Source organism: Thermaerobacter subterraneus DSM 13965 (assembly GCF_000183545.2).
Taxonomy (GTDB): Bacteria; Bacillota; Sulfobacillia; order Thermaerobacterales; family Thermaerobacteraceae; genus Thermaerobacter; species Thermaerobacter subterraneus.
In genome coordinates, this window is sequence record NZ_JH976535.1 from 675,814 (window position 1) to 701,524 (window position 25,711).

At 68.5% G+C, this 25,711-nt stretch carries 26 protein-coding genes; 16 read left to right on the top strand and 10 right to left on the bottom strand.

What is annotated here, in order from left to right:
- The first annotated feature begins 182 nt into the window (after nucleotides 1-182).
- Nucleotides 183-488, top strand: coding sequence for a metal-sulfur cluster assembly factor (locus THESUDRAFT_RS02925; protein WP_006903226.1), 306 nt, complete (start codon nucleotides 183-185; stop codon nucleotides 486-488).
- Nucleotides 489-740: 252 nt separating this feature from the next.
- Nucleotides 741-1,298, top strand: coding sequence for an acyl-CoA thioesterase (locus THESUDRAFT_RS02930; RefSeq protein WP_006903227.1), 558 nt, complete (start codon nucleotides 741-743; stop codon nucleotides 1,296-1,298).
- On the opposite strand, the gene THESUDRAFT_RS02935 is transcribed toward THESUDRAFT_RS02930, so the two are convergent.
- Nucleotides 1,268-1,699 (bottom strand): DUF4870 domain-containing protein, encoded by a 432-nt coding sequence (locus THESUDRAFT_RS02935; RefSeq protein ID WP_006903228.1) that lies wholly within the window; start codon nucleotides 1,697-1,699, stop codon nucleotides 1,268-1,270. The genes THESUDRAFT_RS02930 and THESUDRAFT_RS02935 overlap by 31 nt on opposite strands.
- Nucleotides 1,700-1,974: 275 nt before the next feature.
- A complete protein-coding gene (locus THESUDRAFT_RS14895) occupies nucleotides 1,975-2,658 on the bottom strand; it encodes a TlpA family protein disulfide reductase (RefSeq protein ID WP_006903229.1) in 684 nt (227 codons plus the stop codon).
- Between the two features lie 757 nt (nucleotides 2,659-3,415).
- Between THESUDRAFT_RS14895 and THESUDRAFT_RS14145 the strand changes: the two genes are divergently transcribed.
- Entirely contained in the window at nucleotides 3,416-6,061 is a 2,646-nt protein-coding gene (locus THESUDRAFT_RS14145) for a DUF255 domain-containing protein (protein WP_006903230.1), read from the top strand.
- An 18-nt stretch (nucleotides 6,062-6,079) separates the two neighbouring features.
- On the opposite strand, the gene THESUDRAFT_RS12670 is transcribed toward THESUDRAFT_RS14145, so the two are convergent.
- The 7 genes from THESUDRAFT_RS12670 to THESUDRAFT_RS02960 all read right to left on the bottom strand — a co-directional run bounded on the left by THESUDRAFT_RS12670 (nucleotide 6,080) and on the right by THESUDRAFT_RS02960 (nucleotide 12,914).
- On the bottom strand, nucleotides 6,080-6,853 hold the full coding sequence (locus THESUDRAFT_RS12670; protein WP_006903231.1) for an ABC-2 family transporter protein: 774 nt from the start codon (nucleotides 6,851-6,853) through the stop codon (nucleotides 6,080-6,082).
- Between the two features lie 66 nt (nucleotides 6,854-6,919).
- Nucleotides 6,920-7,690 carry an ABC-2 family transporter protein gene (locus tag THESUDRAFT_RS13225; RefSeq protein ID WP_169328695.1) on the bottom strand — a complete coding sequence of 257 codons (771 nt, stop codon included), beginning with the start codon at nucleotides 7,688-7,690 and terminating at the stop codon, nucleotides 6,920-6,922.
- An 82-nt stretch (nucleotides 7,691-7,772) separates the two neighbouring features.
- Nucleotides 7,773-8,657 carry a UPF0236 family transposase-like protein gene (locus tag THESUDRAFT_RS15230; RefSeq protein WP_040826210.1) on the bottom strand — a complete coding sequence of 295 codons (885 nt, stop codon included), beginning with the start codon at nucleotides 8,655-8,657 and terminating at the stop codon, nucleotides 7,773-7,775.
- Nucleotides 8,618-8,968 carry a UPF0236 family transposase-like protein gene (locus THESUDRAFT_RS02955; RefSeq protein WP_040826212.1) on the bottom strand — a complete coding sequence of 117 codons (351 nt, stop codon included), beginning with the start codon at nucleotides 8,966-8,968 and terminating at the stop codon, nucleotides 8,618-8,620. Before THESUDRAFT_RS02955 ends, THESUDRAFT_RS15230 begins: the two co-directional genes overlap by 40 nt.
- A 144-nt stretch (nucleotides 8,969-9,112) precedes the next feature.
- Complete coding sequence (locus tag THESUDRAFT_RS12675; protein ID WP_207635413.1) at nucleotides 9,113-10,087, bottom strand: ABC transporter ATP-binding protein; 975 nt, start codon at nucleotides 10,085-10,087, stop codon at nucleotides 9,113-9,115.
- A 20-nt stretch (nucleotides 10,088-10,107) separates the two neighbouring features.
- Nucleotides 10,108-10,602, bottom strand: coding sequence for a nitroreductase family protein (locus THESUDRAFT_RS15235; protein WP_423219083.1), 495 nt, complete (start codon nucleotides 10,600-10,602; stop codon nucleotides 10,108-10,110).
- A gap of 884 nt (nucleotides 10,603-11,486) precedes the next feature.
- Complete coding sequence (locus tag THESUDRAFT_RS02960) at nucleotides 11,487-12,914, bottom strand: class I SAM-dependent methyltransferase (protein ID WP_006903234.1); 1,428 nt, start codon at nucleotides 12,912-12,914, stop codon at nucleotides 11,487-11,489.
- Nucleotides 12,915-13,442: 528 nt separating this feature from the next.
- On the opposite strand from THESUDRAFT_RS02960, the gene THESUDRAFT_RS02965 reads away from it, so the two are divergent.
- Together THESUDRAFT_RS02965 and THESUDRAFT_RS02970 are read left to right on the top strand one after the other, a co-directional pair.
- Nucleotides 13,443-14,471, top strand: a complete 1,029-nt coding sequence (locus THESUDRAFT_RS02965; RefSeq protein ID WP_242823218.1) for an NAD(P)H-dependent flavin oxidoreductase — start codon at nucleotides 13,443-13,445, stop codon at nucleotides 14,469-14,471.
- A 327-nt stretch (nucleotides 14,472-14,798) separates the two neighbouring features.
- Nucleotides 14,799-15,059: a hypothetical protein gene (locus THESUDRAFT_RS02970; protein WP_006903236.1), complete on the top strand. Its 261-nt coding sequence runs from the start codon at nucleotides 14,799-14,801 to the stop codon at nucleotides 15,057-15,059.
- A 163-nt stretch (nucleotides 15,060-15,222) separates the two neighbouring features.
- On the opposite strand, the gene THESUDRAFT_RS02975 is transcribed toward THESUDRAFT_RS02970, so the two are convergent.
- Entirely contained in the window at nucleotides 15,223-16,428 is a 1,206-nt protein-coding gene (locus THESUDRAFT_RS02975; RefSeq protein WP_242823219.1) for a fatty acid desaturase family protein, read from the bottom strand.
- A gap of 626 nt (nucleotides 16,429-17,054) precedes the next feature.
- Between THESUDRAFT_RS02975 and THESUDRAFT_RS02980 the strand changes: the two genes are divergently transcribed.
- The 11 genes from THESUDRAFT_RS02980 to THESUDRAFT_RS12685 all read left to right on the top strand — a co-directional run bounded on the left by THESUDRAFT_RS02980 (nucleotide 17,055) and on the right by THESUDRAFT_RS12685 (nucleotide 25,702).
- Complete coding sequence (locus THESUDRAFT_RS02980) at nucleotides 17,055-17,975, top strand: ABC transporter ATP-binding protein (RefSeq protein ID WP_006903238.1); 921 nt, start codon at nucleotides 17,055-17,057, stop codon at nucleotides 17,973-17,975.
- A 152-nt stretch (nucleotides 17,976-18,127) separates the two neighbouring features.
- Nucleotides 18,128-18,946 carry an ABC transporter permease subunit gene (locus tag THESUDRAFT_RS02985; protein WP_006903239.1) on the top strand — a complete coding sequence of 273 codons (819 nt, stop codon included), beginning with the start codon at nucleotides 18,128-18,130 and terminating at the stop codon, nucleotides 18,944-18,946.
- Nucleotides 18,947-18,968: 22 nt separating this feature from the next.
- Nucleotides 18,969-19,730, top strand: coding sequence for a TetR/AcrR family transcriptional regulator (locus THESUDRAFT_RS02990; protein WP_006903240.1), 762 nt, complete (start codon nucleotides 18,969-18,971; stop codon nucleotides 19,728-19,730).
- Nucleotides 19,731-19,896: 166 nt separating this feature from the next.
- Nucleotides 19,897-20,553 (top strand): RNA polymerase sigma factor, encoded by a 657-nt coding sequence (locus THESUDRAFT_RS02995; RefSeq protein WP_006903241.1) that lies wholly within the window; start codon nucleotides 19,897-19,899, stop codon nucleotides 20,551-20,553.
- 17 nt (nucleotides 20,554-20,570) lie between these two features.
- Nucleotides 20,571-22,274 (top strand): sigma-E factor regulatory protein RseB domain-containing protein, encoded by a 1,704-nt coding sequence (locus tag THESUDRAFT_RS03000; protein WP_006903242.1) that lies wholly within the window; start codon nucleotides 20,571-20,573, stop codon nucleotides 22,272-22,274.
- Between the two features lie 273 nt (nucleotides 22,275-22,547).
- On the top strand, nucleotides 22,548-22,919 hold the full coding sequence (locus THESUDRAFT_RS03005) for a hypothetical protein (protein ID WP_006903243.1): 372 nt from the start codon (nucleotides 22,548-22,550) through the stop codon (nucleotides 22,917-22,919).
- A gap of 187 nt (nucleotides 22,920-23,106) precedes the next feature.
- Nucleotides 23,107-23,874 carry a GNAT family N-acetyltransferase gene (locus THESUDRAFT_RS03010; RefSeq protein ID WP_006903244.1) on the top strand — a complete coding sequence of 256 codons (768 nt, stop codon included), beginning with the start codon at nucleotides 23,107-23,109 and terminating at the stop codon, nucleotides 23,872-23,874.
- Nucleotides 23,875-24,045: 171 nt separating this feature from the next.
- A complete protein-coding gene (locus THESUDRAFT_RS03015) occupies nucleotides 24,046-24,270 on the top strand; it encodes a hypothetical protein (RefSeq protein ID WP_006903245.1) in 225 nt (74 codons plus the stop codon).
- 25 nt (nucleotides 24,271-24,295) lie between these two features.
- Complete coding sequence (locus THESUDRAFT_RS13825; RefSeq protein ID WP_006903246.1) at nucleotides 24,296-24,445, top strand: hypothetical protein; 150 nt, start codon at nucleotides 24,296-24,298, stop codon at nucleotides 24,443-24,445.
- Between the two features lie 82 nt (nucleotides 24,446-24,527).
- Complete coding sequence (locus THESUDRAFT_RS03020) at nucleotides 24,528-25,013, top strand: peroxiredoxin (RefSeq protein WP_006903247.1); 486 nt, start codon at nucleotides 24,528-24,530, stop codon at nucleotides 25,011-25,013.
- A 131-nt stretch (nucleotides 25,014-25,144) separates the two neighbouring features.
- Nucleotides 25,145-25,702, top strand: a complete 558-nt coding sequence (locus THESUDRAFT_RS12685) for a GNAT family N-acetyltransferase (RefSeq protein WP_006903248.1) — start codon at nucleotides 25,145-25,147, stop codon at nucleotides 25,700-25,702.
- The last annotated feature ends 9 nt before the right edge of the window (nucleotides 25,703-25,711 follow it).

Here is a 25,711-nt window from a genome sequence, read left to right on the forward strand (position 1 = left end):
GCGGAGCGCCGGCCGGTACGGGAATCTACGGTGGATGCCGCAAACTTCCCCTACAACCTTCCCCTAGGATACACGAACGGGACCGCCCGTGAGGCGATGCGGTATCCTTAAGGTTGAGCCTGGGGTTGGGCCGGTTACCTCCGCTGGAGCCGGTTCGGCCCCCGGCAGCGGGAGGTGATCCCATGGCGAAGGTGACGGAAGAACAGGTCCGCGAGGCTCTGACCGACGTCATCGATCCGGAGATCGGGCTCAACGTGGTCGACCTGGGCCTGGTCTACCGGTGCGAGGTGGACGACGACGGCGTGGTCGAGGTCGACATGACCCTGACGGCCATCGGCTGCCCCCTGGGCGACCAGATCGTCAGCCAGGCCAAGCAGGCCATCGAGCGGCTGGAGGGCGTGAAGGAAGCCCGGGTCCGGCTGGTCTGGAGCCCGCCCTGGCGGCCCGAGATGATGTCGGAGCGGGCGCGGATGCTGCTGGGGTTCTGATCCCGCCCCGGCGGCCCGCACCTTCGGGGCGGGGTGCGCCGCGGGGAGCGGGAGACCCGTCGTGCCATGGCCCCGGGGGAGAACGGGGGTCGTCCTGGGGGTCCTGGTGCCTCGCGGGGCGGGGGGACCGGGCAAGGCGGTGCGGCACCAGCGCGGGATGTGCCAGGCTGGTGGCTATACGCGAGGCGGAGGCGAGGGATCGACTTGGGCGATCGGCCTTTGGACCGGCCTGCGTCCGGGGAGGCCGGGCGCGTGGTGCGTTCCCCCCTGCGGGTCCGTTTCGCGGAGACGGACGCGCAGGGGGTGGTCTATTACGGGAACTACTTCGTCTACTTCGAGGTCGGGCGGGTCGACCTGCTGCGGGAGGCGCTGCAGGAGGCGCAAGGGGCCGGGTTGCAGGGAGCGACGGCCCAGGGAGCGGGGAGCGCCAGCGAGTCGGAAGGCGGGCAGGAAGCGGCGGTGGAGCCCGGCGGCGGCGTCCACGCCCTGATGGTGGTCCACGCCGAGTGCGATTACCGGGCCTCCGCCCGGTTCGACGACCGGCTGGAGGTGGAGACCTGGATCGAAGCCCTGGGCCGGACCAGCCTCACCTTCGGCCACCGGGTGGTGCGGCTGCCTGGCCGGGAGGAGCTGGTGCGCGGCCGGGTGGTGGCCGTCCACGTGGGGCGCGAGGGTCGTCCCGAACCCCTTCCTGCATCCTGGCGGCAAGCGCTGGAGCGGTACATGCCCCCTGCGCCCGACCCCGGCCAGCCCGCCCGGGCTCTGGCGGAGGCGGGCCCTTATCTTACCAGCCGCAAGGTCAGCGGATAGCGGTAGGCCTCGCCCTTGCTGGCCCGGACGGCGGCCACGATCACCAGCACGAGCCACCCCAGGGACACGGCCGCCGCCAGCAAAGCCAGCAGCACGAAGAGGAGGAAGGTGAGGGCCCGCGGGCCCGGGCCGCCCATGGGGCCCACCAGGATGTCGGCCATGCCCATGGGCACCAGGGCTAGAATGCCCAGGGCAATCAGGGCGATGAAGTACAGGGTGACGCTGAGCTGAAAGTTGACGGCTTCCTTGCCCTGCTGGTCGACAAAGGGGTCGTCGTTCCGCTTGACCAGCCAGACCACCAGCGGGCCCAGCAGGTTGCCTAGGGGAATCCAGATGCCGGCCAGGGCCGCCAGGTGGCAGGCCACCGCCCAGCTCCGGGATTCACTGCCTCCGTTGACCATGGGCCCCCCTCCTCCTCTCCCCCTGTGCACCAGGAGCCTGCCCGGGCGCCTGCACGGGTACCCTCGTGATCCGGCCTGCCGGCCCACGGGCGGGTCCCCACACCGGATGCTGTGAACGCATGGGCCGGCATCCGCACGACCGCCGGGCAGGCCGGCCCAACCGCTCCCGCCAGGGCCGCCGTGCCGGCCGCCGGGCAGGCCGGTGGGCAGGCCGGTGGGCCGGGGCCAGGCTCTGGGGCGAGCCCTGGGGCGGGTTCCCAGTCTTGGCCGGGGGCCTACGAATCGCCGCCCGCCCGGGCATGCTGGATGTACCGTTCCATCTGCTCGGCCGTCATAGGCCCGATGTGCCGCGCCCGCACCACCCCATCCGGGTCGATGAAGTAGCTGGTCGGCAGGTAGACGATGCGGTATTGCCGCCCCACCCGGCTGCCCTCGTCGTAGACGAAGATCCAGTCGTACCCGTTCTCTTCCACGTAGGCCTTGATCTCCTGCGGGCTGGCCCGGTCACTGGTGGTGACACCCAGCACTACCACGTCGCCGGGCATCCGGTCGACCAGCTTGCGGATTTCCGGCATCTCCTGCCGGCACGGGTAGCACCAGCTGGCCCAGAAATTGAGGAAGACCACCTTTCCCCGAAAATTCGACAGGCTGACCGGCCGGCCCTCCAGGTCCCGCAGGGTGAAGTCGGGGGCCGGGGTGCCGGGGGCTACCACAGGCTCTTCGGGGGGAGCCGGTACCTGCCCGGACGAACCCGGCGGGTTCTGCCCGGCTCCCGGGGTGCCGGCGCCCGGAGCGCCCGCGCCCGGGGTGCCGGGCGGCGATGCCTGCCCACTGGGCGGGCTTCCGCCCGGGCCCGGCGCGGCCGGTTCGTCCCGGTTCAGGACGGCGATACCGGCGGCCAGACCCGCCACAACGAGCAACAACCCGGCGACGAGCGCGATACGGCGGCGGCTGTCCATGGTGGTCCCCCTTTGCCCCGGCGTGCAGGCGCGGGAGCTGCCCGAGCGGCCGGTTCGTCCCCGCCGGACCTGCGGCCGGTGCGCCGGTACCGGCGCGGCCGGGGCGCCATGCGGGTGGCGGCACCCGTGTTCTGGCTCCGGTCCCCGTGGTCCGGCACGGGTCCCCGCACCCTCGGCCGGTCCCCCGCACCCGGTTCCGGTCCCAGTATATCGCCGGGGTCTGCCCCATCTGTATCCGGAGGGGAATCGGGGGATCATCCGGTGGAGATCGGGTGCGGCCCCTGGGCGGCGGTGGCCGGGGGCAAGGGGGCATGGAAGCCCAGACCGGTGCCAGGACCGGGACCCTGGGGGTGCGGTGCAGGGAAGGTGAGGGAAAGGAGCAGGTCCCGCGCGGCCGACCGGCCCTTCCGATCCCCCATCCGCCGGCATGTGCCAGGACGCCCATCCGCCGGCATGTTAGGATGGGAATACGAAGGTCGCGGCGGTCGCGGCAGGATCCGTTGCGGGATGAACGCAGCGGGTTGCAGGCCGGCGGGTTTCAGGCCCCGGCATGAAGGGCTGAGGGACCGGCCCGAAGGGATCGCATGAAGGCTGGGCATGAAGGCGCCGGCACCCAGGCACCCGGTATGACGGTAGCCGGCACCAAGGCGCCGGCATGACGGTACCGGTATGGTCGTGACGGCCCACCTCCACGGCGGTGACGGCCCGCCCCGGTACCGGCCGTCCGGGAGGTACCCGGCGAAGGGAGGCACCCCTTATGGCGAGCAGCGGCCGCCGGCCCAATCGGCTGATCCACCAGGCTTCACCCTACCTGCAGCAGCACGCCTACAACCCCGTCGACTGGTACCCCTGGGGGCCGGAGGCGCTGGAGCGGGCGCGGCGGGAAGACCGGCCCATCCTGCTCAGCATCGGCTACGCGGCCTGCCACTGGTGCCACGTGATGGAGCGGGAATGCTTCGAAGACCCGGCCATCGCGGCCCGGATGAACGCCGGGTTCGTCAACGTGAAGGTCGACCGGGAGGAGCGGCCGGACCTTGACCAGGTCTACCAGACGGCGGCGCAGATCCTGGGTTCCGGGGGCGGCTGGCCGCTGACGGTGTTCCTGACGCCGGACCTCAAGCCCTTCTTCGCCGGCACCTACTTCCCGCCGGAAGACCGCCACGGCCTGCCGGGGTTCCCCAAGGTGCTGGAGGCGGTGCTGGACGCTTACCGCCACCGCCGGGACGAAGTGGAGCGGGTGGCCGGCCAGGTGGCGGAGGTGCTGCGCCGTTCGGTGAGCGGTGCCGGCCTGCTGGACCGGGGGACGGCCGAGCCGGCCCGCCGTCCCGGGGGTCCGGGACCGGAGGGGACCGCCGCCGGTGACGCCGGTGACGCCGGGGAGGCCGGCGGGGTTCCGGCCCCGGGGCCCGGCGAGGCCTCCGGGCAAGGGGAAGAGGCCTGGGAGGCGGGCGTGGCCCCTGGGCGCGGCGGGGCCGGGACTCGGGCGCCCGGGGCGGGCGGCGTGGCCTTGGGTCTGGCGCCTGAGGGTGCTGCAGGCCGGGAGGCGGCACGGCGGTGGCTGGAGCAGGCCGCCGCCCGCATCGCCCGCAGCTACGACCCGCAGTACGGTGGCTTCGGCCGGGCCCCCAAGTTCCCCCATGCCACGGCGGTGGCGGTGCTGCTGCGGGCCGGCGCCGGGAGCGGCTTGAACCAACCCGGCGGATCCGGGACGGGGACCGGACGGCATACTGAGGAGGGAACCGGGGACAGCCGGGCGCCGGCGGCCGAGGCGGGTGCAGCCGGGGCGGGCCGAGAGGCTGGCTCCGGCGCGAGCCCGGCGGCCGCCCCGGCAGCCCGGGATCCGGCCGGGGGAGGCCAAGGGCCAGGCCCGGGCTCCCGGCGCTACCTCGACATGGCCCTGCACACCCTGCAGGCCATGGCCCTGGGGGGCCTGTTCGACCACCTGGCGGGCGGGTTCCACCGTTACGCCACGGACCGGGCGTGGCTGATCCCCCACTTCGAGAAGATGCTCTACGACCAGGCCCAGCTGGTCCCCCTGTACCTCGACGCCTACCGGATCACGGGGGATCCCTTCTACGCCGGGGTGGCGCGGCGCACCCTGGATTTCGTCCGCGAGGAGATGACGGCCCCCGAGGGCGGGTTCATCAGCACCCTGGATGCCGACAGCGACGGCCGCGAGGGAGCCTACTACGTCTGGACGCCCGCCCAGCTCCGGGAGGCCCTGGAGGGTTCAGCCGCGTCCGGGACCCGTAGGGGGCCCGCCGGAGGGGAGCCTGCCAGGAGCACCCTCGCCGCCACGGGGCTCGCGAACAGCCCCACGGGACCGGTGGAACCCGCCGAGGCGGCGCCCGCCGCTGCCGCCTCGGTCGACGTCGCCCTGGCGGCCCGCTGGTTCGGCGTGACCGAGGAGGGCAACTTCGAGGACGGCACCACGGTGCTCTACCGGGCGGTGGCCGACGAGGAACGCCCGGCCCTGGCCCGCAGCCTGGGCCTGGATCCTGCCGAGCTGGACCGCCGGCTGGAGTCCATCCGCCGGCGGCTGCTGGAAGCCCGGCGCCGCCGTACCCCGCCGGCCCGGGACGACAAGATCCTGGCCGGTTGGAACGGCCTGATGATCGCCGCCTTCGCCCAGGCCGCACCGGTGCTGGACGAACCCGGCTACGCGGAGGCGGCCCGCCGGGCGGCCGAGTTCGTCCTGGGGGCCCTGCGCCGGCCCGACGGGCGGCTGCTCCACGCCTACCGGGGCCGGGCCCTGGAGGTGCCCGGGTTCCTGCAGGATTACGCCTTCCTCATCGAAGGGCTTCTGGCGCTGCACGCCGCCGGCGGCGCCCCCCGCTGGCTGGACGAGGCGGACCGGCTGGCGGGGGTCATGATCGAGACCTTCTGGGACGAGGACAGCGGCCTCTTCTACGACGCGCCCCTGGAGGCCGAGACCCCCCTGGCCCGGCCCGTGGAGCTCTTCGACCAGGCGGTGCCGGCCGGCCCTGCCGCAGCGGCCGGGGTCCTGGCGCGGCTGGCGGTGATCACCGGTGACGAGCGCTACCGCCGCGTGGCCGGCCGGTTTCTCGACCGGGTAAGGGCCCTGGCGGCGGAGCAGCCCCTGGCCATGGCCCGTACGGTGTGGGTCGAGGCCGACCGGCTGGAGGGGTATACGGAGGTGACCCTGGTGGGTGATCCTGACGCCCCCGTGCTGGCGGAGTGGCGCCGGCGGCTGGCCGGGTTCTACCTGCCGGGGCTCCTCTTGACGGTCCGGCCGCCCGGTGCCGGCACCGAGCGCCGGGCGGTGTGGCAAGGCCGTGACCCGGTGGGCGGGCGCCCCGTGGCCTACGTCTGCCGCAACTTCACCTGCTCCCTGCCCCTCTTGGACTGGGAGGGGCTGCGGCGGGAGCTGGGGGCTGGCTAAAAAGACGGGATCCGCCGGTCATCGTCCAGAACAATACCTGGCAATACCCAGCCTCCAAAGGATGACAACGCCTGCAACAATGGTGGCCACGATAGCGGCGTATTCGCCTATTAAAAGCCAGCTTCCCCTTCCCACAATCATTCGGGCAGGTATACTGCTCAGTGACGCGGAGGCAAGAAATGCTCCAACCAAAAGATGTGGCGGTCCCCCATAGACATCCGAAGGGTAACGCCCTGCCTGCATGAATCCAATGGCAAGAGGCATCAACTGATCGGCCTTCCTGGCCCAAAAGCCAATCAACGCAAACAGCACAACCACAGCGGTCAAAACTATAATGCTAAGGCAGAATGACACAACAAACATTACCAAACTGTACCACGGGCTGGGCGCCCCGATCCGGAGCCAGCAATATGCTACGACACCCAGGCCCAACGCTATGTCGACGACGCGTACGACCTCCAAACCATGAACGATCAAATATACAAGGGCGCCTACCGGCTTAAGCAAATATTGGTCGAACTCGTCGCGTTGAAGAATAGCGGGCAACTGAACGATACTCGAGCGCAGGGCAAAGAAAAACCACCCAAACAAGGCATAGAACACGCCATAGATAACCATGGCCTCGTCCAACGTCCATCCCGCGACATAATGTCGGTCGATGAAGATAATGCGAACCAATGCTGCACCCCAAATGAGCCAAAAAACACTCATGACAACCTCAACCAAGACTTCGGATGGCACATCCATACTACGTGACAATCCAATTCTAATCGCGTGCGCGATCACTTTCACGGCTCACTACACCTCCCGCATCATTGCAAGCCCTAACCTACAAGGCGTAATTCCCGCTAGCTTCCTTCATCCTGCCCACCGATTCAGGGCCCAGCGTGAAACCCATGTCTGGACAACCGCCATGATGACCGCGACGCCAAACTGCACGACCAAGGCTAGCGGTAGTGCTGCCGAAGGTGTCGAGCCCGATATGATTTGGATCGGGAGCCCAATTGCCCACCAATGCGGTGAAAAAAGGGCAGCTGATTGAAGAAAATCCGGAAAAAAGATAACTGGCGCAAACTCGCCCGAAAATAGGACACGCAACCCGTCGACGACGGTATAGATATGCGTAACCCGCCGCACCACAAAACCAAGTATTGCTATTGTATACCCCAGTAGGTGCAGAATCACAAGACCAACAACGCACGTCCATACATATATGACCGCCTCGACTAGGGCCTGCGATGACGGGCCGCGCATCCACACCAACGTCAACAACAATAGAATGAATAGAGGAGCCTTAAATACCTTATGAGCCACGTTGGACGTAAAGTAGTGAATAAGAGGAGACACGGGCTTAATCATCTGTGGATCAAACCGCTCTGCCTCAATCTCGGGTGCCATCGCCCAAACTATCCATTCCTCCACGAATTGCCTTGTTAAAATGACGCTTACGTAGTAAGTTGCCAGTTGCTGGTGTGGAACTGAAACAACTTGACTCCAAACAAGAAAGTAGATCACGGGTGAAAGAAAGTCGCTTAAGAGCCAGAACACGACCGACTCGCGAAACGCCCATTGGAGACGTAAAAAGACAGACACAGACGTTCGGGAATAACAAATCCAATACTTTAACACTTTTAGCCTCCCCAATTCTACGCGGTGGCAAGCCACCATCCCTGTCACGTTTCGGTGGGTGTCCCCAGCGGTGAATATGCTGTCAAGCCACCGGTGCGCGGGCGTGAGTAACGTGACGCAGCACCTGAACCCAGGGTTTATCCGCCTGTGGCCCGGTGAGCGCCGGGATCCGGGCACGTAACCAGCGGGTTGGGTCCTCCTCAAGCTGGCCAATCACTCGCTGGACGGCCTGGCGTGTCCCCCGCCGTACGGAGGGCGATACCTGCAAGAGCCGGCCGCTAAGGACCGCGCGGCATTGAGGATCAAAACGCTCGCTCAAGAGCCGCGCCAGGTGGTCGGCGCCTCGATCACTCCAACGCGCACCATGCCGTTTCATCCGTCGCGCAAGGACGTGAAAGACTTCCGCTTCGATCGTCCCCAGCCGCGGAGCTTCCCCAGAAGCCACAATCCCGTCCCAGTTCTCCCGCAAGTAGCCCCGTAGCCGCAACAAGCGTTGCCGAGCCGGACCGCGCCGCCCCCGTAGCGCCTGGCGAAGCGCCGACTCCACGCCCGCCCAATCCCCCGCCTTGATGGCCCGGCAAACCCGGCCGTAAACCTCCTCGGAGGGCGATAACGCCTCCCGGAACGCTCGCCGCCGATGGAACGGAGCCAGCCGGTAACACGCGCGGGGGAAATACTGCAGCCCCTGCTTGACCCAATGCGCCCCATCGCCTCCGAGGTAACAGGCCTGCTCCGCTTGCTCCCGGCCCCGTAGATAGACCTCGTCCGCTTCGGCATGCAGCTGCGCGCTCCGGCGCCCGCCTTCAGGAACCTGACCCCCCACGAACACGGACCGGCGCAACCGCTCCGCCGCCTCCTCCAGCCGGCGCCCCGCCCGCTGCGCCGCCCGCCACACCGTCATCGCCCGCGCCGGCGCCTGCCCCGCCGTCAGCTCCCCCAGCACCGCCGCCGCCCGGTGATACGGCATCTCCGTGGCCTGCCGCCGGATTCCAAGCCCAGGGCTTCATCCAGCAAGAACACACCCTGACCCGTCGCCCGGTCCCGGTAGTCGCGTCGCTTCACCCGTAACTCGCCCAGCGGTGTGTCCAGGACCCGCTCTCGCATCAGCCGCTCATCGATGCCCGCCAACACCAACTCCAAGACACGAAGCGTGACCTGGCCCGTGAGCCGTTGCACGGCTTCCTCCAGTTCCCCAAACGACTGTTCCTGGGTGATGAGCTCCGCCAGTTCCTCCAACGTCTGAAGGAAAAGTTCCCGCACAGCGTGTATGCTGATCATGAGGCCTCACCCTCCGACTACCGCTGGGGAAGCCGTCCCGATCCAGGGACAGCCTCCGGGGGAGGCCTCTTCGACTTGCCTCGACCCTCACCTACCGAAGTGTTACATGGACCAAGCCACAGCGGCCAACAGGGCAGCATCACGTCATAATTGTTTGTATAACTTACTCACAACATCGGCTACCGAGGGTCTCTCAATGCTTAATTCCTTGATGCGAGCGACCGTTAAGAGATGACCAACAACTTCGGGAACCTGATGCTTTTGGACCCGGATGATGCATCTGTCCTTTTCATCGTATTCCACTGCATGTCCGCGGATCACGCGTGGAAGGTTCGGGATCTCCCCGTCAAAGCGGAATCGAATCACCGTTGAATCATCAATCCATTCCAGCAAAGAGCTGAACTTTCCATCAAACACAACTTTACCCTTGGATAGGACAACTACCCTGTCCGCAATGGTTATGTCTTCAACGGCATGGCTTGTAATCAGCAAGGCTGCCGAGGTTTCCCTTGCATACCGGACAAATGCATCACGTACAATCCTCTGGGCGTAGACGTCGATCCCCTGAGTTGGTTCATCTAATAACAACGCTTTGGGTTCGTGAAGCAACTGCATTACCAATTCACAGCGCATACGTTGACCGAGAGATAGCTCCCGAACACGCCTGTCCAAAATGCTGGCATCTAATTGGAGAAGGTCTGAATACAAAGCGAGGCGCCGTTTAAAGGCTTGCCGGTCGATATCATACATTGCAGCATGCAGTTCATATGAGTCCAGCGGTCGAAGGTCCCATATTAACTGACTGCAGTGGGCCATGACAAAACCAATTTTTTTGAGTAGCGTCCTCTCGCGTTTATGCGGAACGTGACCGAGCACGTTGACCGCACCGGAATCCGGGGCCAGAATCCCCGCAATTAGCCGTAGTGTCGTCGTCTTCCCAGCTCCGTTTGGCCCTAGCAAGATGACAATCTCTCCTGGATTTACATTAAATGTAACATTATCAAGGGCAGTGACTCGAAGGTGGCGGCCGAGAATATGGTAGCGCACCCATTCGCGTGGGGACGTCGGAACCTTGCGAGAACGAAATGATTTCGAAACAGAGTTTAGGCGTATCAACACCTTGACACCACCCAATTTGGTTAGCGGTTACTAACTGGATAACCAATCGCGATTACCGCAATAATCGACTCTGTCTCACTGTCGAGGCCAAGATAGTAATTCAGCGCGTGCTCTTTGTATCCTCCAATGGGGCAGGTTCCTAGCCCAAAAGATACCGCGGCCAAGTGTATCAATTGACTTACATGACCGACTTCAAGGATAGCGAAACGGTATCCATTTTCACCATACTTTATCGTCGAGCGCCAAAATATACTTCCGATTGCGATAAGAACTGGTGCTTTCTGCGCCCAGTCCAATCCAAGTGCTCGCCCCTTTATGGTGGTCCGCAATGTGGTACCCCTGCATCCGGAGAAGCACCAACCATGTCCTACGGCTTCATACCACAGGAAATCATCCCAATTCCGCAGCCCTGATTCCCGGCACCACAGAAGAAGGGCCGGGAGCGGATGGGCAAGCCAATCCCTTCCCGGCACGTCGGGGCGGACGTATTTCCTGGATGCTCGTCCAGGCTCCACTCTCAGGCTTGCATAAGGTTGTCGCTAGTTTCCATGAACCCCCCGTTACTGCAATGGCTGCACGAACCCGTGCAACCATTGCCACTGTTACTGCATGCGCCAATAGGGACTTGAACTCCCTCAATCATGTCCAACCGACGTGCGTGCTTATTAGGGAACTCAAGGGCGACCCGTTCGATCCGTATATCCATCCTCTTCACCTCACTCCACCATTCTACCGCCCCGACCCACTGCCTATATATGCCAGACATCGATTATCAACGCCCGTTAAGGATGTCCATGTATGGTTTACTGGGAATATATTAAGTGTTTCGCTTAATTACGCGATATATCGCAAAAATGCTCGGAATAGCAACGAGAGGAGTGTACATTAGCTGTGTAAATTACGAAAGAAGCTGAGATAATCGCAGGTCGACAATGTTCGCCATGTCTATTGCAGGTTGAGACACGTTCCGGAAGGACAATGCTTTCGAAACGCTCCGGTGCGCCATTTGCGGCGAGTCGGTCTGGTGGCCGCGCGTCTTACCGAACACACCCCCGCCGACGAGAGGGCGGAAGCTGCAGGCGTACTTCCGCCACACTTACTGCGGAGGCATGGACTTCACCGTTGCGCGTAGGGCCTCGGCGCAGGCAAGGCCGACACCGAGTGCTTATGCCTTAGCATGGCGCCGCCCTAACGCCGGCTAAGCAGCGGATCCCACACTTGCCAGAGGGGGCAGTTCCACACAGGCTGTAGCACGGGGAGGAGGGAGGGGGGCTAAGGAGGACCTCTTCCGGCCCTGACGAGACATAGCGGTAACTGGAGCGTACAATCTGTGTGGACTTTAAGCCACGAAGAGGTCGTCGCAGCTAGGCGTTAAGGGCCGCCATTCTGGCGGCCGTTACTATCGCTGGTCCCGCGCCAGAGCCAGCAGTTCCGCCAGCGATTTCGGCTCCGGCCACGGCACCCGCACCCCCTGCAGGCGGGGCGCCCGCCAGCGGAAGCCCCGGGCCTGGACCAGCACCCAGAAGGACTCGCCCAGTCCTTCCGGGGCGTACAGGGCGTAGACCCGCTGCAGCGCCTGGTCGGCCTCCAGATCCCCCTGCCAGGCCCGCCGGGCCAGGGGCAGGGCCTCCTCTTCCTCAATGCCAAGGTTCAGGAGGAAGGCCCCCTGGGGCAGCAGCCCCAGATCCCGCAGCCCCAGCCGCCGGCCCAACCGCTGCAGGTAGGTGAAGTCCAGGTCGGCGGTGATGTCCTGCTCGCCAGGCCGGGCGAAAGGGTCGTCCAGCAGTCGCTGGCGGTAGTAGCCACGGACGGTGCCCCGGGGGCGCTGGGGGCTGTAGACCACCTCCGCCGGGCCGCCGTAGTCGATGGTGATGACGAAAGCCCGCCGGGCCAGGACGCCCGCAATGGCCCGCAGCATGTCCCCCGCCCCCACGTTGACGTCGACGATCTGGCCCGGCTGCGGCTCGATCCCCTCTTCCCGCAGGATGGCCACGGCCCTGGGCTCGCTGACCGGCCCTTCCACCTGGACGAACCGGCCGCCCTGCACCGTGACGTACAGCTCCCGCCACTCGAAAGGCTGCCGGTGATCACCACTGCGTTCCGGTCCCCACCGGTCCGGCGCCTGGTCGCTTCCGGCACCGGACCCGAACGGTGAGCTGCCGTTGGCACCACCGTTGCCGCCGCTGGAGGCCGCTGGGCCGCCGGTGGCGCCCGCCGCGGCTTGGCGGCCGGCTGGGAGCACGGTATCTGCAGGCGAAGAGGCGGCCGGGGCAGCCTGCCTCGCCGGCCTGCGCACCAGGCGGTGGACGGGAAAGGCGCTCATCAGCTCGTTCATCAGCACCACGTGGACCGGGCCGGCCTGTTCGACCCGGGGGACCCAGCGGACCGGCGCCTCGGGCCAGGCCGCGGTGATGAGATCCCTCTGCCGCTCCTGCAGCGGGCTGCTCTCGTCGACGATCACGTACTCCAAGTGGCCGGGGCCGTAGCCGTCGGACCGGGCCGCCAGCAGCAGGTCGCGGGCCAGGTGGCCGCCTCCGGCACCGATCTCCAGGATGCGGGCGGGGCGGGCCGGCAGGCCCCGCCGGGGCGAAAAGCCAAGGATGTGGAGCATCTCCCGGACCTGGCGCCAGATGGTGCGGCCGAAGGCCGGGTGGAAGGAGGGGGCGGTGAGGAAGTCCCCTTCCCGGCCGATGAGCGGGCGGCCCTGGGCGTAATAGCCGTGTTCCGGGTGGTGCAGGGCCAGGTCCATGTAGCGGGCGAAGGGAATCGCCCCCTGGCGCCGGATCTCGTTTAGCAGCAGCCGGATCAATGCGGGGTTGCCCTGCACCTTGGAGTCCTCCTTCCCTGGCCCGGGCTGAGCCGGCGGGGAGCAACCCGCCGCCCAGGGCTGCCGGTCAACGACCGGCGGCGTACCGTTCGCGGAAAACCCGCCGCCAGCAACCGCCGGGCGACGACCGCCGGCGGCCCGTTGCGGATAACCCGCCGCCAACGACCACCGGGCAACGACCGCCGGCAGCCTGCTACGGGCAACCCGCTGCGCGCGCCCGTTGCGATGCCACACCTGTGTCGAACCCGTTGCGGCGAGGCTGCACCGCACCATCCGGTTCTCGTGCGCACCGTTGCCATGCCCACGACGGTGCCGAACCCATTGGGCCGCCCACGATGGCGCCGTTGGGGGTGATGCGGGCGGCCTGTTGCCACAATCCTTGCAGTCAACACTATCAACCGGTTATACCGCTGCGAGCCCTGCGGGCCGATGCCGACATGGCAAGGAGTCCCGGGCCAGCCCACGAAACCATTGCCATGATACCCGATCTCCGGTCCCGCACCGGCCCTGGATCGGCAGCCCGGAGGGGTGAAAGCGTTGCGGACGCGCTTTACCGAGCGTTTTGGAGTGGAGTTGCCCATCGTCCAGGGAGGACTGGCCTATCTGGCCCGCAGCGAGCTCTGCGCCGCCGTCTCCGCAGCAGGGGGCCTGGGCCAGCTTACCGCCGCCACCATGGAATCGCCCGAGGTGTTGCGCCAGGAGATCCGGCGCGTCCGGGAGCGGACCGACCGGCCCTTTGGCGTCAACTTCGCCATCGGACACCGGGATCTGTCGGAGTTCGTCCGGGTCACCATTGAGGAACAGGTTCCCGTCATCAGCGTGACGGGCGGCAACCCGGAACCCCTGTTCAAGGCCTTCGAGGGCCACCCCGTGCTCAAGATGGTGCTGGTGGCCGGTGTCCGGCAGGCCCAGAAGGCCGAGGCTCTTGGCGCCGACGCCGTGATCGCCGTGGGGGTCGAGGGGGGCGGCCACATCGGCCGGGACGACATCGGCACCCTGGTGCTGGTGCGGCGGGTGGTGGAGAGCGTCCAGATCCCCGTGCTGGCCAGCGGCGGGATCGTCGACGGCCGGGGGCTGGCGGCGGCCCTGGTGCTGGGGGCCGACGGCATCGAGATGGGAACCCGCTTCGTGGCCACGGTGGAGTGCCCGGCCCATCCCGCCTACAAACAGGCGCTGGTGGAGGCGCGGGAGACCGACACGGTGGTTATCGAGCGCAGCCTGGGCCGGCCGGGCCGGGTGCTGCGGGGTCCATGGCCGGAGCGAATTCTCGAAGCCGAGGCCCGGGGGGCCGGGCTCGACGAGCTCTTGCCCCTGATCTCCGGCAAGGCCAACACCCGGGCAGCCCTGGAGGGCAAGCTGGACGAGGGCTTCGTCTGGGCGGGCCAGGGGGTGGGCCTGATCCGCGACATCCCCACGGTGGCCGAGCTGCTGCGGCGCATGGTGGACGAGGCCGCTGCGGCCTTGCGGGAGGCCGGGGAGCGGCTGCAGGCGCCGGCAGGGGGAGTCGCCAGCCGCCTCGCCCGCCAGGAACCGGGTGCGGGTTCCCCAGGGGCGTGAAGGTGGGGCCCGCAGGGACGAAGGTGCGGAAGGTCGCCTGCCTCGGGGGCGTTCACGCCCTGGAGCCGGGTGGGGGAGCTTGGTGCTCTTCCCCGCTTTGGGTCCTGGTGGCCCATGGCCGCCCTGCCATGGCCCATGGGCCCATGAGCGGGGCCATGGCCTCCTACGCCCGGGTGCGCTGCGCTGGGTAGCGCGGTCGGCCCCGTGCGCAGGGCGGTCGCCAAGCGGTTGCCGGTTCCTCCCCTGCCACCACCCTCAGCGCCTGCTACCAACGGAAGCGGGCCGCAACCCGTCGCAGGCGCGGCCCGGGAGGTGCCTGGGACGACCTTGAGACAACGGCTCTTGATGCCGCTTACGGTGATGCTCGCCCTCGTCCAGTGGGCGGCCTTGGGCCTCGTCGTGAGGCTGCAGCTGGCCATCGCCTTCGTCCTGCTCAAGCCCCTCCTGATCCGCGACCGCGTCGGGTGGGGCTACCTCGCCCTCGCGCTGGCTCTCGTCGTGCTGGACGTCGCCCTTTACTTGCGCCTGCCGGGCGAGCTCACCGATTCCCGGAAGCTAGCCCGGCGGCTCCTGCGGCTGCCCGATTGATCCCGGGCGGGTTCCGCGTCGCTGGGCCGACGCCTCGCGCACGGCCGGCGGACCGGTGCGCGGGAACCCGGGCCCGCCTCGCCTTGCCATGCCGGTCGCCGGCATGGAGGAATGCCGTCCAAATGTTCACATAGCCTTCGCCCGCCCTCCGCGGCCGTAACGGTCACGGCGTGGTTGTCCTGGGCGCCACGCCGCCACGACGGCGGTTGCGGCGATCTGCGGTGCGCGTCGCAGGCCGTTCCGCAGACGGCCCCGGTGATTGCGGAGGAGCGGTGTCGGACGCAGGGGCGGCGGGCGGAGAGAGCTGCGTGCCATCCGTCAAGCCGGCGAACACGGGCAGTGGGGCGGGCACGGAGTGCGCGCGGTTCCCTGTTCCGGCCCCGGCCAACCGCTCGAGCCCGTGGCCGAGCACCGGGTATACCTGCTGCCGCACCGGGTCGATCAGGGCCGTCGGCCGCTCGTAGACCCGGGGCGTCGTGCACACCAGCCACAGGGCGCGCCAGTGCGGCATCTCGTGGTAGCGATCCGGCCACAGGGTCTTGCACCACTGCTTGACCAGCGGCGCGTACTTGCTGCTGAGGCCGGGGAACACGTGGTGCTCCGTGTGGTGCGAGAAGTTGAAGTGCAGGACGTCGACCCACCTTGGGACCGTGACCGAAAGGCTGTTGGCCAGGGGATCGTTGACCGGCGTCAGCGGGCTCAGCAGGTGATTGGTCACGATGTAGCTCATGACGGTGAAGTTGGCGACCAGCAGCGGCACCAGGTAGGCGAACACCCAGTCACCGAACCCCATCCAGGCGCCCAGGGCGACCCAGCTCGCCACCGGCAGGAGGAACTGGGCCACCACCACCGGCCGCTCCCGGCGGGGCATCTCGGGCAGGAAGCGCCGCAACATCTGGACGGAGTGGAGCGAGAACCACACGCTCAGGGAGAGCAGCGTCAGCACCGCCCGCACCGGCGGCGCGATGCGGTAGACGTACTGCAGGGCCGGGCGGGCGTGGAACTCCTCCAGGGTGTGCATGGCGTCGGGGTCCTCGCCGTGCTCCTGGGTATGGCCGTGATGCTCGACGTTGTGCCAGCGCCGCCAGAGCCGCGGGCCGATGGCGAAGGGCCAGAGGCAGATCTGGCCGGCCAGGTTGCGCAGCCAGGGCGTGCGCACCACGCTGCCGTGCAGCACCTCGTGGCCGAACAGGCCTAGGCTCGCGAAAGCCTGGCCGATGACCACCGCCAGGGCGAGATCAATGCCCCAGTGCAGGTCGAACCGGGCGACCGCGACGATGCCCGCCACCGCGACGGCCAGCAGCGGGAGCAACCAGAGGATCCGCCACGGCTCGGGCTGGAAGATGTGCCGGGGCAAGACCCGCTTCAAGGTACGCGTGTACTCGCCCAGGGGTTGGAGGGTTGGTTCGGGCGAAGTCGCGGCCGTTGCGTCGGGTGCGAGAGGATCTCCGTCGTCGGGGTGGGATCCGGCAGAGGACGGGATGCCCTCGGGGGATCGGTAGGGGCGGCGCCGTGGTTCCGGCGTCGTCAGCATGTCTCGGCGTCCTTTCGTCTGCAGCGCAGGCCTGGCGGGCTCGACTCCCGGCGTGCTTCCCGCACCGCGTCTCCCTCGCTCCGAGCCGGCCTGACCAATGTAGGTGGCCGGTGCGAGTTCCCCCATCATATGCGTTATCCGGTCCGCTGTCGAGGCAGCGATGGTGATTGGACTGCAGCGAGCCGCTACCGCCAAACCGTCGGGGACCGGTGGTCCGTTGCGGGACAACCACGGCGAGGCCTCAGCCAGCGGGCGCCAATGAGCCCACGACCAGGTCATGCGGACACCATCGCACGAACCTCGGCTGAGTCCACGCTGAGTCCACCGTATTGACCAAGCGGTCAAAGTGGTGCTATCGTCGAGGCGCACCGGATTGACCGTACGGTCAAACAGGCCGCAGGAGTCCGGCCCCACGTGCCCCAGAACCGTGGCCCAACCCGCCGGTGCAGGGAGGGTTTCCCATGCCCGCCGCCATCGCCATCCGCGGGCTGACCAAGTACTACGGCAGGACGCGCGGCGTCGAGGACCTGGACCTGCAGGTGGAAGAGGGCGAGATCTTCGGCTTCATCGGCCCCAACGGCGCCGGGAAGACGACCACCATCCGCACGCTGCTCGGGCTGGTTCGTCCCACGTCAGGCAGCGTGAGGGTGTTCGGGCGGCCGGTGCCGCCGGGCGGCGGCGCCTGGCTGGCCGAGGTGGGCTACCTGCCCAGCGAGGTCGCCTACTACCCCGACATGACGGGCCAGGAGCTGCTGGACTACGCCGCCGGGTTCTACCCGAGGGTCGACCGGCGGTGGGTGGCCCGGCTGGTGGAGCGCCTGCAGCTCGATCTCTCCCGCCCCGTCCGCACCTACTCCCTGGGCAACCGCAAGAAGCTGGGCATCGTCCAGGCCCTCCTGCACCGGCCGCGGCTGCTCATCCTGGACGAACCCTCCAGTGGCCTGGACCCGCTGATCCGGGCGGAGCTGTTCGAGATCCTGCGCGAGGTGAACGCGGCCGGTACGACCATCTTCTTCTCCACCCACGTCCTCGACGAGGTCGACCGGCTCTGCCACCGGGTGGCGATGATCCGCGACGGGCGCCTGCTGCAAGTGGCGCCCGTCGACGATCTGCCCGGGCGGCACATGAAGATCGTGACCCTGCGCCTGGCAGGGGGTGCGCCGCTGCCGGAGGCGCTGCTGGCCCGCTTGGGCGACCCGCGGCCCGAGCCGGTGCCCGGCAAGCCCGGCACGTACCGCCTGGTGGTTCGGGCGCCGGTGCAGGAGCTGGTGGCTGCCCTGGCCCCGCTGCAGCTTGAAGATCTGACCATCGGCGAACCCGGCATCGAGGACGTGTTCCTCACCCTGTACCGGGTCCCGGGAGAGTCGGGAGGCCAACCGTAAGGGGGCGCCATGATAGCGCGCCGTGAGCGGGCGCTGGGAGGGGCGCTGCGATGGGGTGGCAGCCTGCTCGCAGCACGGGCTTTTTGTGCGGGATTTCGGGCGGGATCCTTGGCGGGACCCTGGACGGGACCCAAAGTGGGAGGGCAGGGGCGATGAACGTCCGAGACGGGCTGCGCCTCGCAATCCACATGACGCGTATGGAACTGCGGCTGGCACGCGGGGGATTGCTGATCTGGACCACCGTGCTGGTTGGCGTGGTGGCCCTCTACCTGGGACTGTTCGATTCCATCCAGGACCCGGCGATGGTGGAAGCGCTCAAGGCCATGCCCGAGAGCCTGCTGAAGGCGTTCAGCTTCACCCCGGCGATGATCGCCGACGTCAACAGCTACTACGGCGTGTACATCATGGGCTACCTGGTGCTGCTGGCCACCATCTACGGCCTGATGCAGGCGGGCGGCAGCGTCGCCCGGGAGCCCGACCTCGGGGCGGTGGAGTTCCTCTACACGCGTCCCGTGACCCGCCGCCAGGTGGCGGTCGCCAAGATCGCCGCCTTCGTCGTGGGCGTGGTGATCCTGTGGGTGGCGATCTTTACCGTCAGCACGCTGGTGGGCTGGGCGGTGGCGGGCGACGCCTACGACCTCGGACGCCAGCGGTGGACGCACCTGGCGGGTCTGGCCGCCACGCTGGCCGGTGGCGGCGTCGGATTCCTCCTGGGGCCCTTCTTCCCCCGGGCCCAGACGGCCATCTCCGCCGGCGTCGGCGTCGGACTGGCCTCCTTCGTCCTCCACGCCCTGAGCCAGGTGGCGGACCGGCTGCACCCCATCGGGTACCTCAGCCTGCAGCGCCACGCCGCCCTCGACCGGGCGGCGGCGGGCGACCCCGACGCGGCGGGCCTGCTCGTCCTGGTGGCGGTCTTCCTGGCGGGCACGCTGGCCGGTACGATGATCCTCGAGCGGAAGGACTTCGCGTGATCGAGGGGGATGGAGGCGAGCCATGGCCGACGACGGGACGCCCAGCAGCGGCACCCCCGCGGGCGACCACCGCGCGGGGCCTGATGGTTTCGGAAGCAGGGGCCGCCGGGGTACGGCGGCCCCATCTGCCCAAGGGGGCGCGGGGGGCGCCGGCCCGAGGGGCGCTAGCCCGAGGAGGACGGCCGATGGCAGCCCCCGCGAGCGCATCCTCGACGCGGCGGTGGCCGAGTTCGCGGACCGGGGCTACCTGCGCGCCTCCCTCAGCCGCATCGCCCGTCGCGCCGGCGTGGCCAAGAGCCTGGTGCTCTACTACTTCGGCAGCAAAGACGACCTCTACCGGGCGGCCGTGGACCGCGCGCTCCAGCCCATCGAAGCCGCCCTCGAGGAGGCGGCGCCCGACCTTCCCCGGGATCTGTTCGAGCGGCTCCGCCGGCTGGGCGCGATCAAGCTCCAGGTGTACCGGGACCGCCCGGACGCCTACCGGCTGATCGTAAGATCGATGGTCGACCCCGCCGTGTCCGCCGAGTTCCGCCAGCGGCTGGCCGAGGCGGCGGCCCGTAGTCAGGACCTGCTCTACCACGACGTCGACACGGGACGCCTGCGGCCGGGGGTGACGGTGCAAGAGGCAGTCGAGCTGCTCATGCTGCTCGGCGACGGCCTCATGCCGCGCATCTTCGCCGCCATCCGCCAGCGTCCCGACCTCGGCTACGCGGATCTGGACCGATGGGTCGCGAAGTGGGAACGCTATCTCGAGCTGGTCCGCGACGGTCTCTACCAGCCCTAGACCGGCCGCTCGGCGCGCGACCCGATCGCGACCCGACGCGCACCCTGGGCATACGCCGCTTTCCGCGAAGGACCCCCATCCCCGCCGCGTGACGTCCCCCGCCCTGCTGCGTTCTTCCCCGATGGAGGCGCCTCTCCGAGCCACGGTTGGGAAAGCGGGTGTCGCGATGGCCGAAGGAGCGAACGCCGGGTCGCCGTCCCCCGCCGGCGAGGACGCGATCCGGCGGTGGTATGACGCGACGTGGCCCTGGCTCTACCGGTTCGTCTGTGCCCGGGTCCAGAACCGCGAGGAGGCCGAGGACGTGACCCAGGAGACCGTGCTGCGCGTGCTCGGGGGCGGCCGGGCCGCGGGCCCCGGCGGCTCCGGTGCCCACGGTGATACCGATACCGCGTTCGGTGCCCCCGCGCCCGGTTCCGGCGCTCAGGGAGCCACGCCGGCGGAGGCGACGCGGAGCGGGTTCCCGCCGCCCGACGCCCTGGTCCGCACCATCGCCCTCAATCTGATCCGCGACCGTTGGCGGCGGCAGCGGCGGGACGGGGCGGCCGTACCCCTCGAGGAGGCCCTGCTGCAAGGCCGGGTCCCAAGCCGCGGCGGCGGGACCGCGGACGTGGATACGGCGGCCGTGGTCGATCGCCTCTGGCTGGAGGAGCGGCTGCGGCGGCTGCCGCCCGCATATCGCGAGGTGCTGCACTGGCGCATCGTCGTGGGGCTGTCGAGGGCCGAGACCGCCCGCCAGATGCGGCGCAGCGAGGCCGCCGTACGCGGTCTGCAGTTCCGGGCTCTCAAGGCGTTGCGGGACCTTTTGCGGGAGGTGGACCGCTGATGGGAGGGAAGGGCCCGATGGCCTCCTGGCGCGACTGGAACCGGCGTCGGTTGCGGGCCCTCCGCGAGGAGCGGCTGGACCGGATGATCGACGCCCTGAACGAGGAGCGGCGTCCCCCGGCGCCCGCGGAGCCCGAGGAGGCGGAGCTGCTGGCGGTGGCCCGCATGCTCAAGAGCCTCCGCGGTGTGCCGGAGCCGGCGGAGGGGTGGAGGCCGCGGGTCGTCGCCGGGTGGCCGGGTTCGTCCGCAGGAGGACGTCCGGAAGCGGCCGGCAGCGCCGGCCACGCCTGGGACGCCCGGCAACGGGATCACGCCCGTGTCCGACGGCGGGAGGCCGGTGGGACGCGCAGCCACCGGCGGCGGGTGGGGATAGCCGCGGCGGCCCTGGTAGCCGGGATCGCGCTGGCGACGGTGCTGGCCCCCTGGCCCGGGACAGCCGGTCTCGGCGGGTGGCTCGGGGCGCAGCTGGGGCTCGGACCAGCGGCGGAGACCGACGTGGTCCATGCCATGGAGCGGGCCATCGCACAGCTCCAAAGCTACCACGGGGTCCTTGAGAAGCGCGCGACCAACGCCGGCGGGGAGACGTGGCTGGTGCGGCGGATCGAGATCTGGGTCGACGGCGACCGCTACGTGACGCGCGACGACACGGGCGTGGTCACGGTGCACGACGGCCGGCGCAAGTGGCAGGTTCGTCCCGCCGATCGGGTGGTGGCGCTGCTGCCCCCGCTGCCCGACGTGCGGCCCTTCGACCTGGAGGACGAGGCGCGCGCCGCCCTACGCTACCCCCACCGGGTGGTGGGCCGCGAGCAGGTTGCGGGGCGCGAGGCGATCCGGCTGCGCATCGAACCGCCGGGCGGGCTGCCCTACGACCTCTGGGTCGACGCCGAGGCCCACCTGCCCCTGCGCCTGCGGACGGCGATGCAGAACGGCCTCCAGACCGAGACCACCTTCGTCCGGTTCGAGGCCAACGCGCCCGTCGACCCGTCCCGGTTCCGTTTCGAGGTGCCGGCGGGCTACCGCGTGGAGGAGGAGAACCCCGGGCAGCTGGTGGACACGCCCGCGGAGGCGGCGGCCATCGCCGGCTTCACGCCGCTGCTGCCGGACGAGGCGCCCCGTCGGATCCTGGCGGCTCGGGACCGGGTGGTCCTGGACTACGGTGAGACGGTGATCGTGGAAGAACCGGCCCAGGGCCCGTTCGAGCCCCAGCCGAACGCCGCCCTCGGCTCCGCCGGCCAGGACGGCGTGCTCGAGGTCTTCGGCGAGCGGCTGCGCTGGCGCCAGCAGGCACTCGAGATCACCGTCGAGGGGCCGCGGCGGGTGGAACTGGCCCGCGCCCTGGCGCCGGACCTGCGGCTGCCCGATCCCGGCGGGCAGCCGTCCGGCAGTGGGTCCGCCAGTGGCAACTTCGACCCCCAGGTCGAGGTCTCCGTCGACATGGAGGTCGAGCGCAACTCCCAGCAACAGGTCGACGGCGGCCATTTTCCGTGGATGCTGGATCCCGTGCAGGTGGCGGGGGCCTTCCTGCTGGGCCAGTTCGGCGAGCAGATGGGCGATCCCGCGGCCCTGGTGGATGAGCACATCCGCGTCGTGCACAACGACGGCCGGCGGGCCATTGTCGAGGTCGGGGTGGGTCCGGTGGCGCGGGTGTACCTGGAGCGGCTGGTCCGCCCGGACGAGTCGGGGATCTGGACGGTGGTGGGTTACGATCCGCGCGGGTCGTAAGGAAGCGGACAAGAGGAACGGACGAGGCGGGACAAAAAGGGCCGAGACGAGTCAAGGCTAAGGCGGCACAACCGGCACGCCGGCCTTGCAAGTCAGGGTGGCTGCGGCGCGACCGGGACGCTCGAGCGCGGGCGGCCGGATTCCGGCGGGGCCGGAATCCGGCCGCCCGCGCCGCTTTCGTTGCCCCACTGGAGAATGCGGGCAACGTCGTCTCCCTGCCGGAGCAGGTAGCCGTGCGCGTTGCCCGCCGGACACAGCGGAGGTATGATCTGGATGAGGCATGCTGGCAGCCGGGAGGGGGTGAGGCCGGTGCCGCTGGAGGCGTTGGACACTCTGCTGCTTGGCGCCCTGCTGGGGATTCCCGGCTGGGTGCTGACCATCGGGTGCGGGCTGGCGGCGCTGGTTACCCGTCGGGCAGGGTGGGTCTATGCGGCAGCGCTGTTCGCCATCGGACCCCTTGTCTACTTTGCCGCCACGCCGCGCTTTCAGTACGTGGCACCGGTGGGCATCGTGCTGGCCATCGTGGCGGTGCTGGTGCTCCGCAGGAAAGGGGACGTGCGGGCCGCCGCGGCCCTGGCGACGGTACCGCTGGTCGCTATCCTGGCGTGGATGCTGGTTTCGGCCGTGATCACGGGCCAGATCTAGGCCGATAAGGGTCGACCAGTGCGACGTCATCTACGGATCCGGTCGTAGCCCGGTCCGTAAGCGCGAAAGCAGAGGGTAGTACGGGACGCGGTAACGGACCGAGTGCCGACGGTGTTTGCACCACAGACCCTCGGCGTGGTGCGGTCCGGACCACGGGGGCAGGAACATCGCGGGGGCAGGCAACATCATGGGCATCGAGATTCGCCGGGCGATGCCGGCCGATGCGGCCGGCATCGCCCGGGTGCAGGTGGCCACGTGGCGCAGCACCTACCGGGGGGTGATCCCCGACGCGTACCTGGATGCCATGGAGGAGGAACCCCGGGCCCGGTGGTGGCAGGACGTCATCGCCCGCGACGCGGGAGATGCCGGTTCGTCCTTCGTGGTGGTGGCGGTGGATGGGGTAACCCTTGGCGGCGATGCTGGGGCCGCCGACGGGGGCGGCTCGGGCCGGGAGGCCGGTAGTGGTGCCTCCGGCGACGAATTCCGGGCGGGCAGGACGGGTGCGCACCAAGTAGGGGTCCCGCTGGATGTGGAGCGCCGGCCGGTGGCGAAGCACCCGGCGGGAGCGGCCCGGACCTTGGCGCGGAAGGGAGACGACCCGGTGGCAACGGCGGAGCGGGTGGTGGGCTTCGCCGCCGCGGGCCCGGAGCGGTCGGGGGACCCCGAGTTCCGCGGGGAGCTGGGCGCCATCTACGTGCTCGAGGAGTACCAGGGGCGCGGCGTAGGCCGGCGGCTGGTGGCGGCGGCCGTCCGGGAACTGCTGGCCCGCGGTCATCGGTCGATGCTGGTGTGGGTGCTGGCCCAAAACCCTTACCGGCGTTTCTACGAGACCCTGGGTGGCACTCGCGTCCGTACCCGGACCATTGCGATCGGCGGGGTGGACCTGGAGGAGTGGGGGTACGGATGGGCGAACCTCGAGGGGTTGTTGCGAAGGCTGGAGGGACAGGGCTCCTGAGGAGGTCGGCGCAGCCACTGGGGTGAGACCTTACGCCATGATGGGCCGTGGTCCGACGGCGGAAATGGGTGGGATCGGATTCACCCGACCACTGGCAAACGGGCAAGCAGCAGCGAGCCGTAGAAGACAAGGGGCGTTGTACGGATCACGAACGAAGGCGGTGGGGGATGGATGTCTGTATCGTATGCCGCGCCGGGCGGACCGCTCTTGTGGGTGACCCTTTGGCTCGCGGTGGCCGTCCTTGGGCTGGTCGCGGCCGCCCGGCTTTCGGCCGGTGGGAACCGCGGCGGCCGGGGCGTCCTGTGGTGGGTGGTGGCGACGCCCCTGGCGCTTGTCGCCGCGGCCGTCGTCCTTGTCCTGGTGAACGCCGTCATCGCGGTGCTGACGATGTCGTGACGCGATGAGGCCCAGGAGGGCATTGGTGCGTCGGACCACGAGCTGGGGCGAATCGAGGTCGAATAAGGCCTGCCCCTTGGCCATGCGAGCCGGTGGCCGCCGGTTCGTGGGCCGCTGGATCGACCGGGACGTCCTGAGCCCGGACGGGGTGCGGTCGCGGGCTGGCGGAGCCTGAGCCCGTCATCGGACCTGGCCAGGGTGTGCCCCGCCGTAGTACGCGTCCTTCAGCGCTGATGGATCCCAGGAGATGAGCCCCCATGCTCGGTCCCGGTGACCCTGCCCCCGACTTCACCGCCGTCGACGATGCAGGCCGCTCGGTTCGCCTCTCGGACTTCCGCGGAAGGCCCGTCGTCTTGTACTTCTATCCCAAGGACTACACACCCGGCTGCACGGCGGAAGCCTGCCACTTCCGGGACCGCCATGCCGACCTGGAAGCCCTGGGGGCCGTGGTGCTGGGCGTCAGTCCGGACCCGCCCCAAACCCACCAGGGCTTCCGCCAGCGGCACCGCCTGCCGTTCCGCCTCCTTGCGGACCCCGACCGGAGCCTGGCCGCCGCGTACGGGGTGCGGCGGGACCTACCCGTCATCGGCCGGTTCGTCCCCCTGGTGGACCGGGTGACCTTCGTGATCGGGCCCGACGGGCGGATCCTTGGGGTGCTTCGGGGGATCCCGCCCAACCGTCATGCGGAGAAGGCGCTCGAGCTGCTTCAAGGCGAGTTGCAGGTTCCAACGAAACGCGGATGAGACTGCGACCCCCACTCCCGCGACGTCGCCCCCAGTCTGCCGTTCCACTCATCTCACTGCTTACTTACTTTCTTTGACTTACTTATTCGACTACGTGTCGGTCGGAATGGGGGAGGAAAGGGGCGACCGCTTTGAAGATTGTTCGGGTTGAACGGGCGAAGATCACTCGTTACCGCGATGGCATCCTAAAGGTCTATCGGGAGGCATTCTCTGCCCCGCCCTATTGTGAAGGACCGGAGCACTTCGAGCGGTTCAACACCTCACTGGCTTCGCACCTGGAACGCCCGGGGTTTCACTGCTATGTTGCTTTGGAACCCGACGGTGACAAGGTAGTGGGGTTCGCCTACGGGTACAGTGGACTCCCCGGTGGCTGGTGGTGGGACACAGTAGCTTGCGCCCTGGACAAGGAGAGCGTCGTACGCTGGTTGGAAGGCTGCTTCGAGTTTGTCGAGTTGGCCGTCATGCCGGCATACCAGAGGAAAGGAATCGGGACACTGCTGCACAACGCCCTTCTCGACGGCATCCCGCACCGAAAGGCGGTACTCTCCACCCTGGATGCGGATACCCCCGCCCGTCGATTGTACGAGCGCATGAACTGGACAACTTTGCTGAAGGACTTCCGCTTCCCGAGCGGAACCACTCCGTACGTGATCATGGCTCGGGATCTGACAGCGCGGAATGATGGGTGAGGCTGCCCA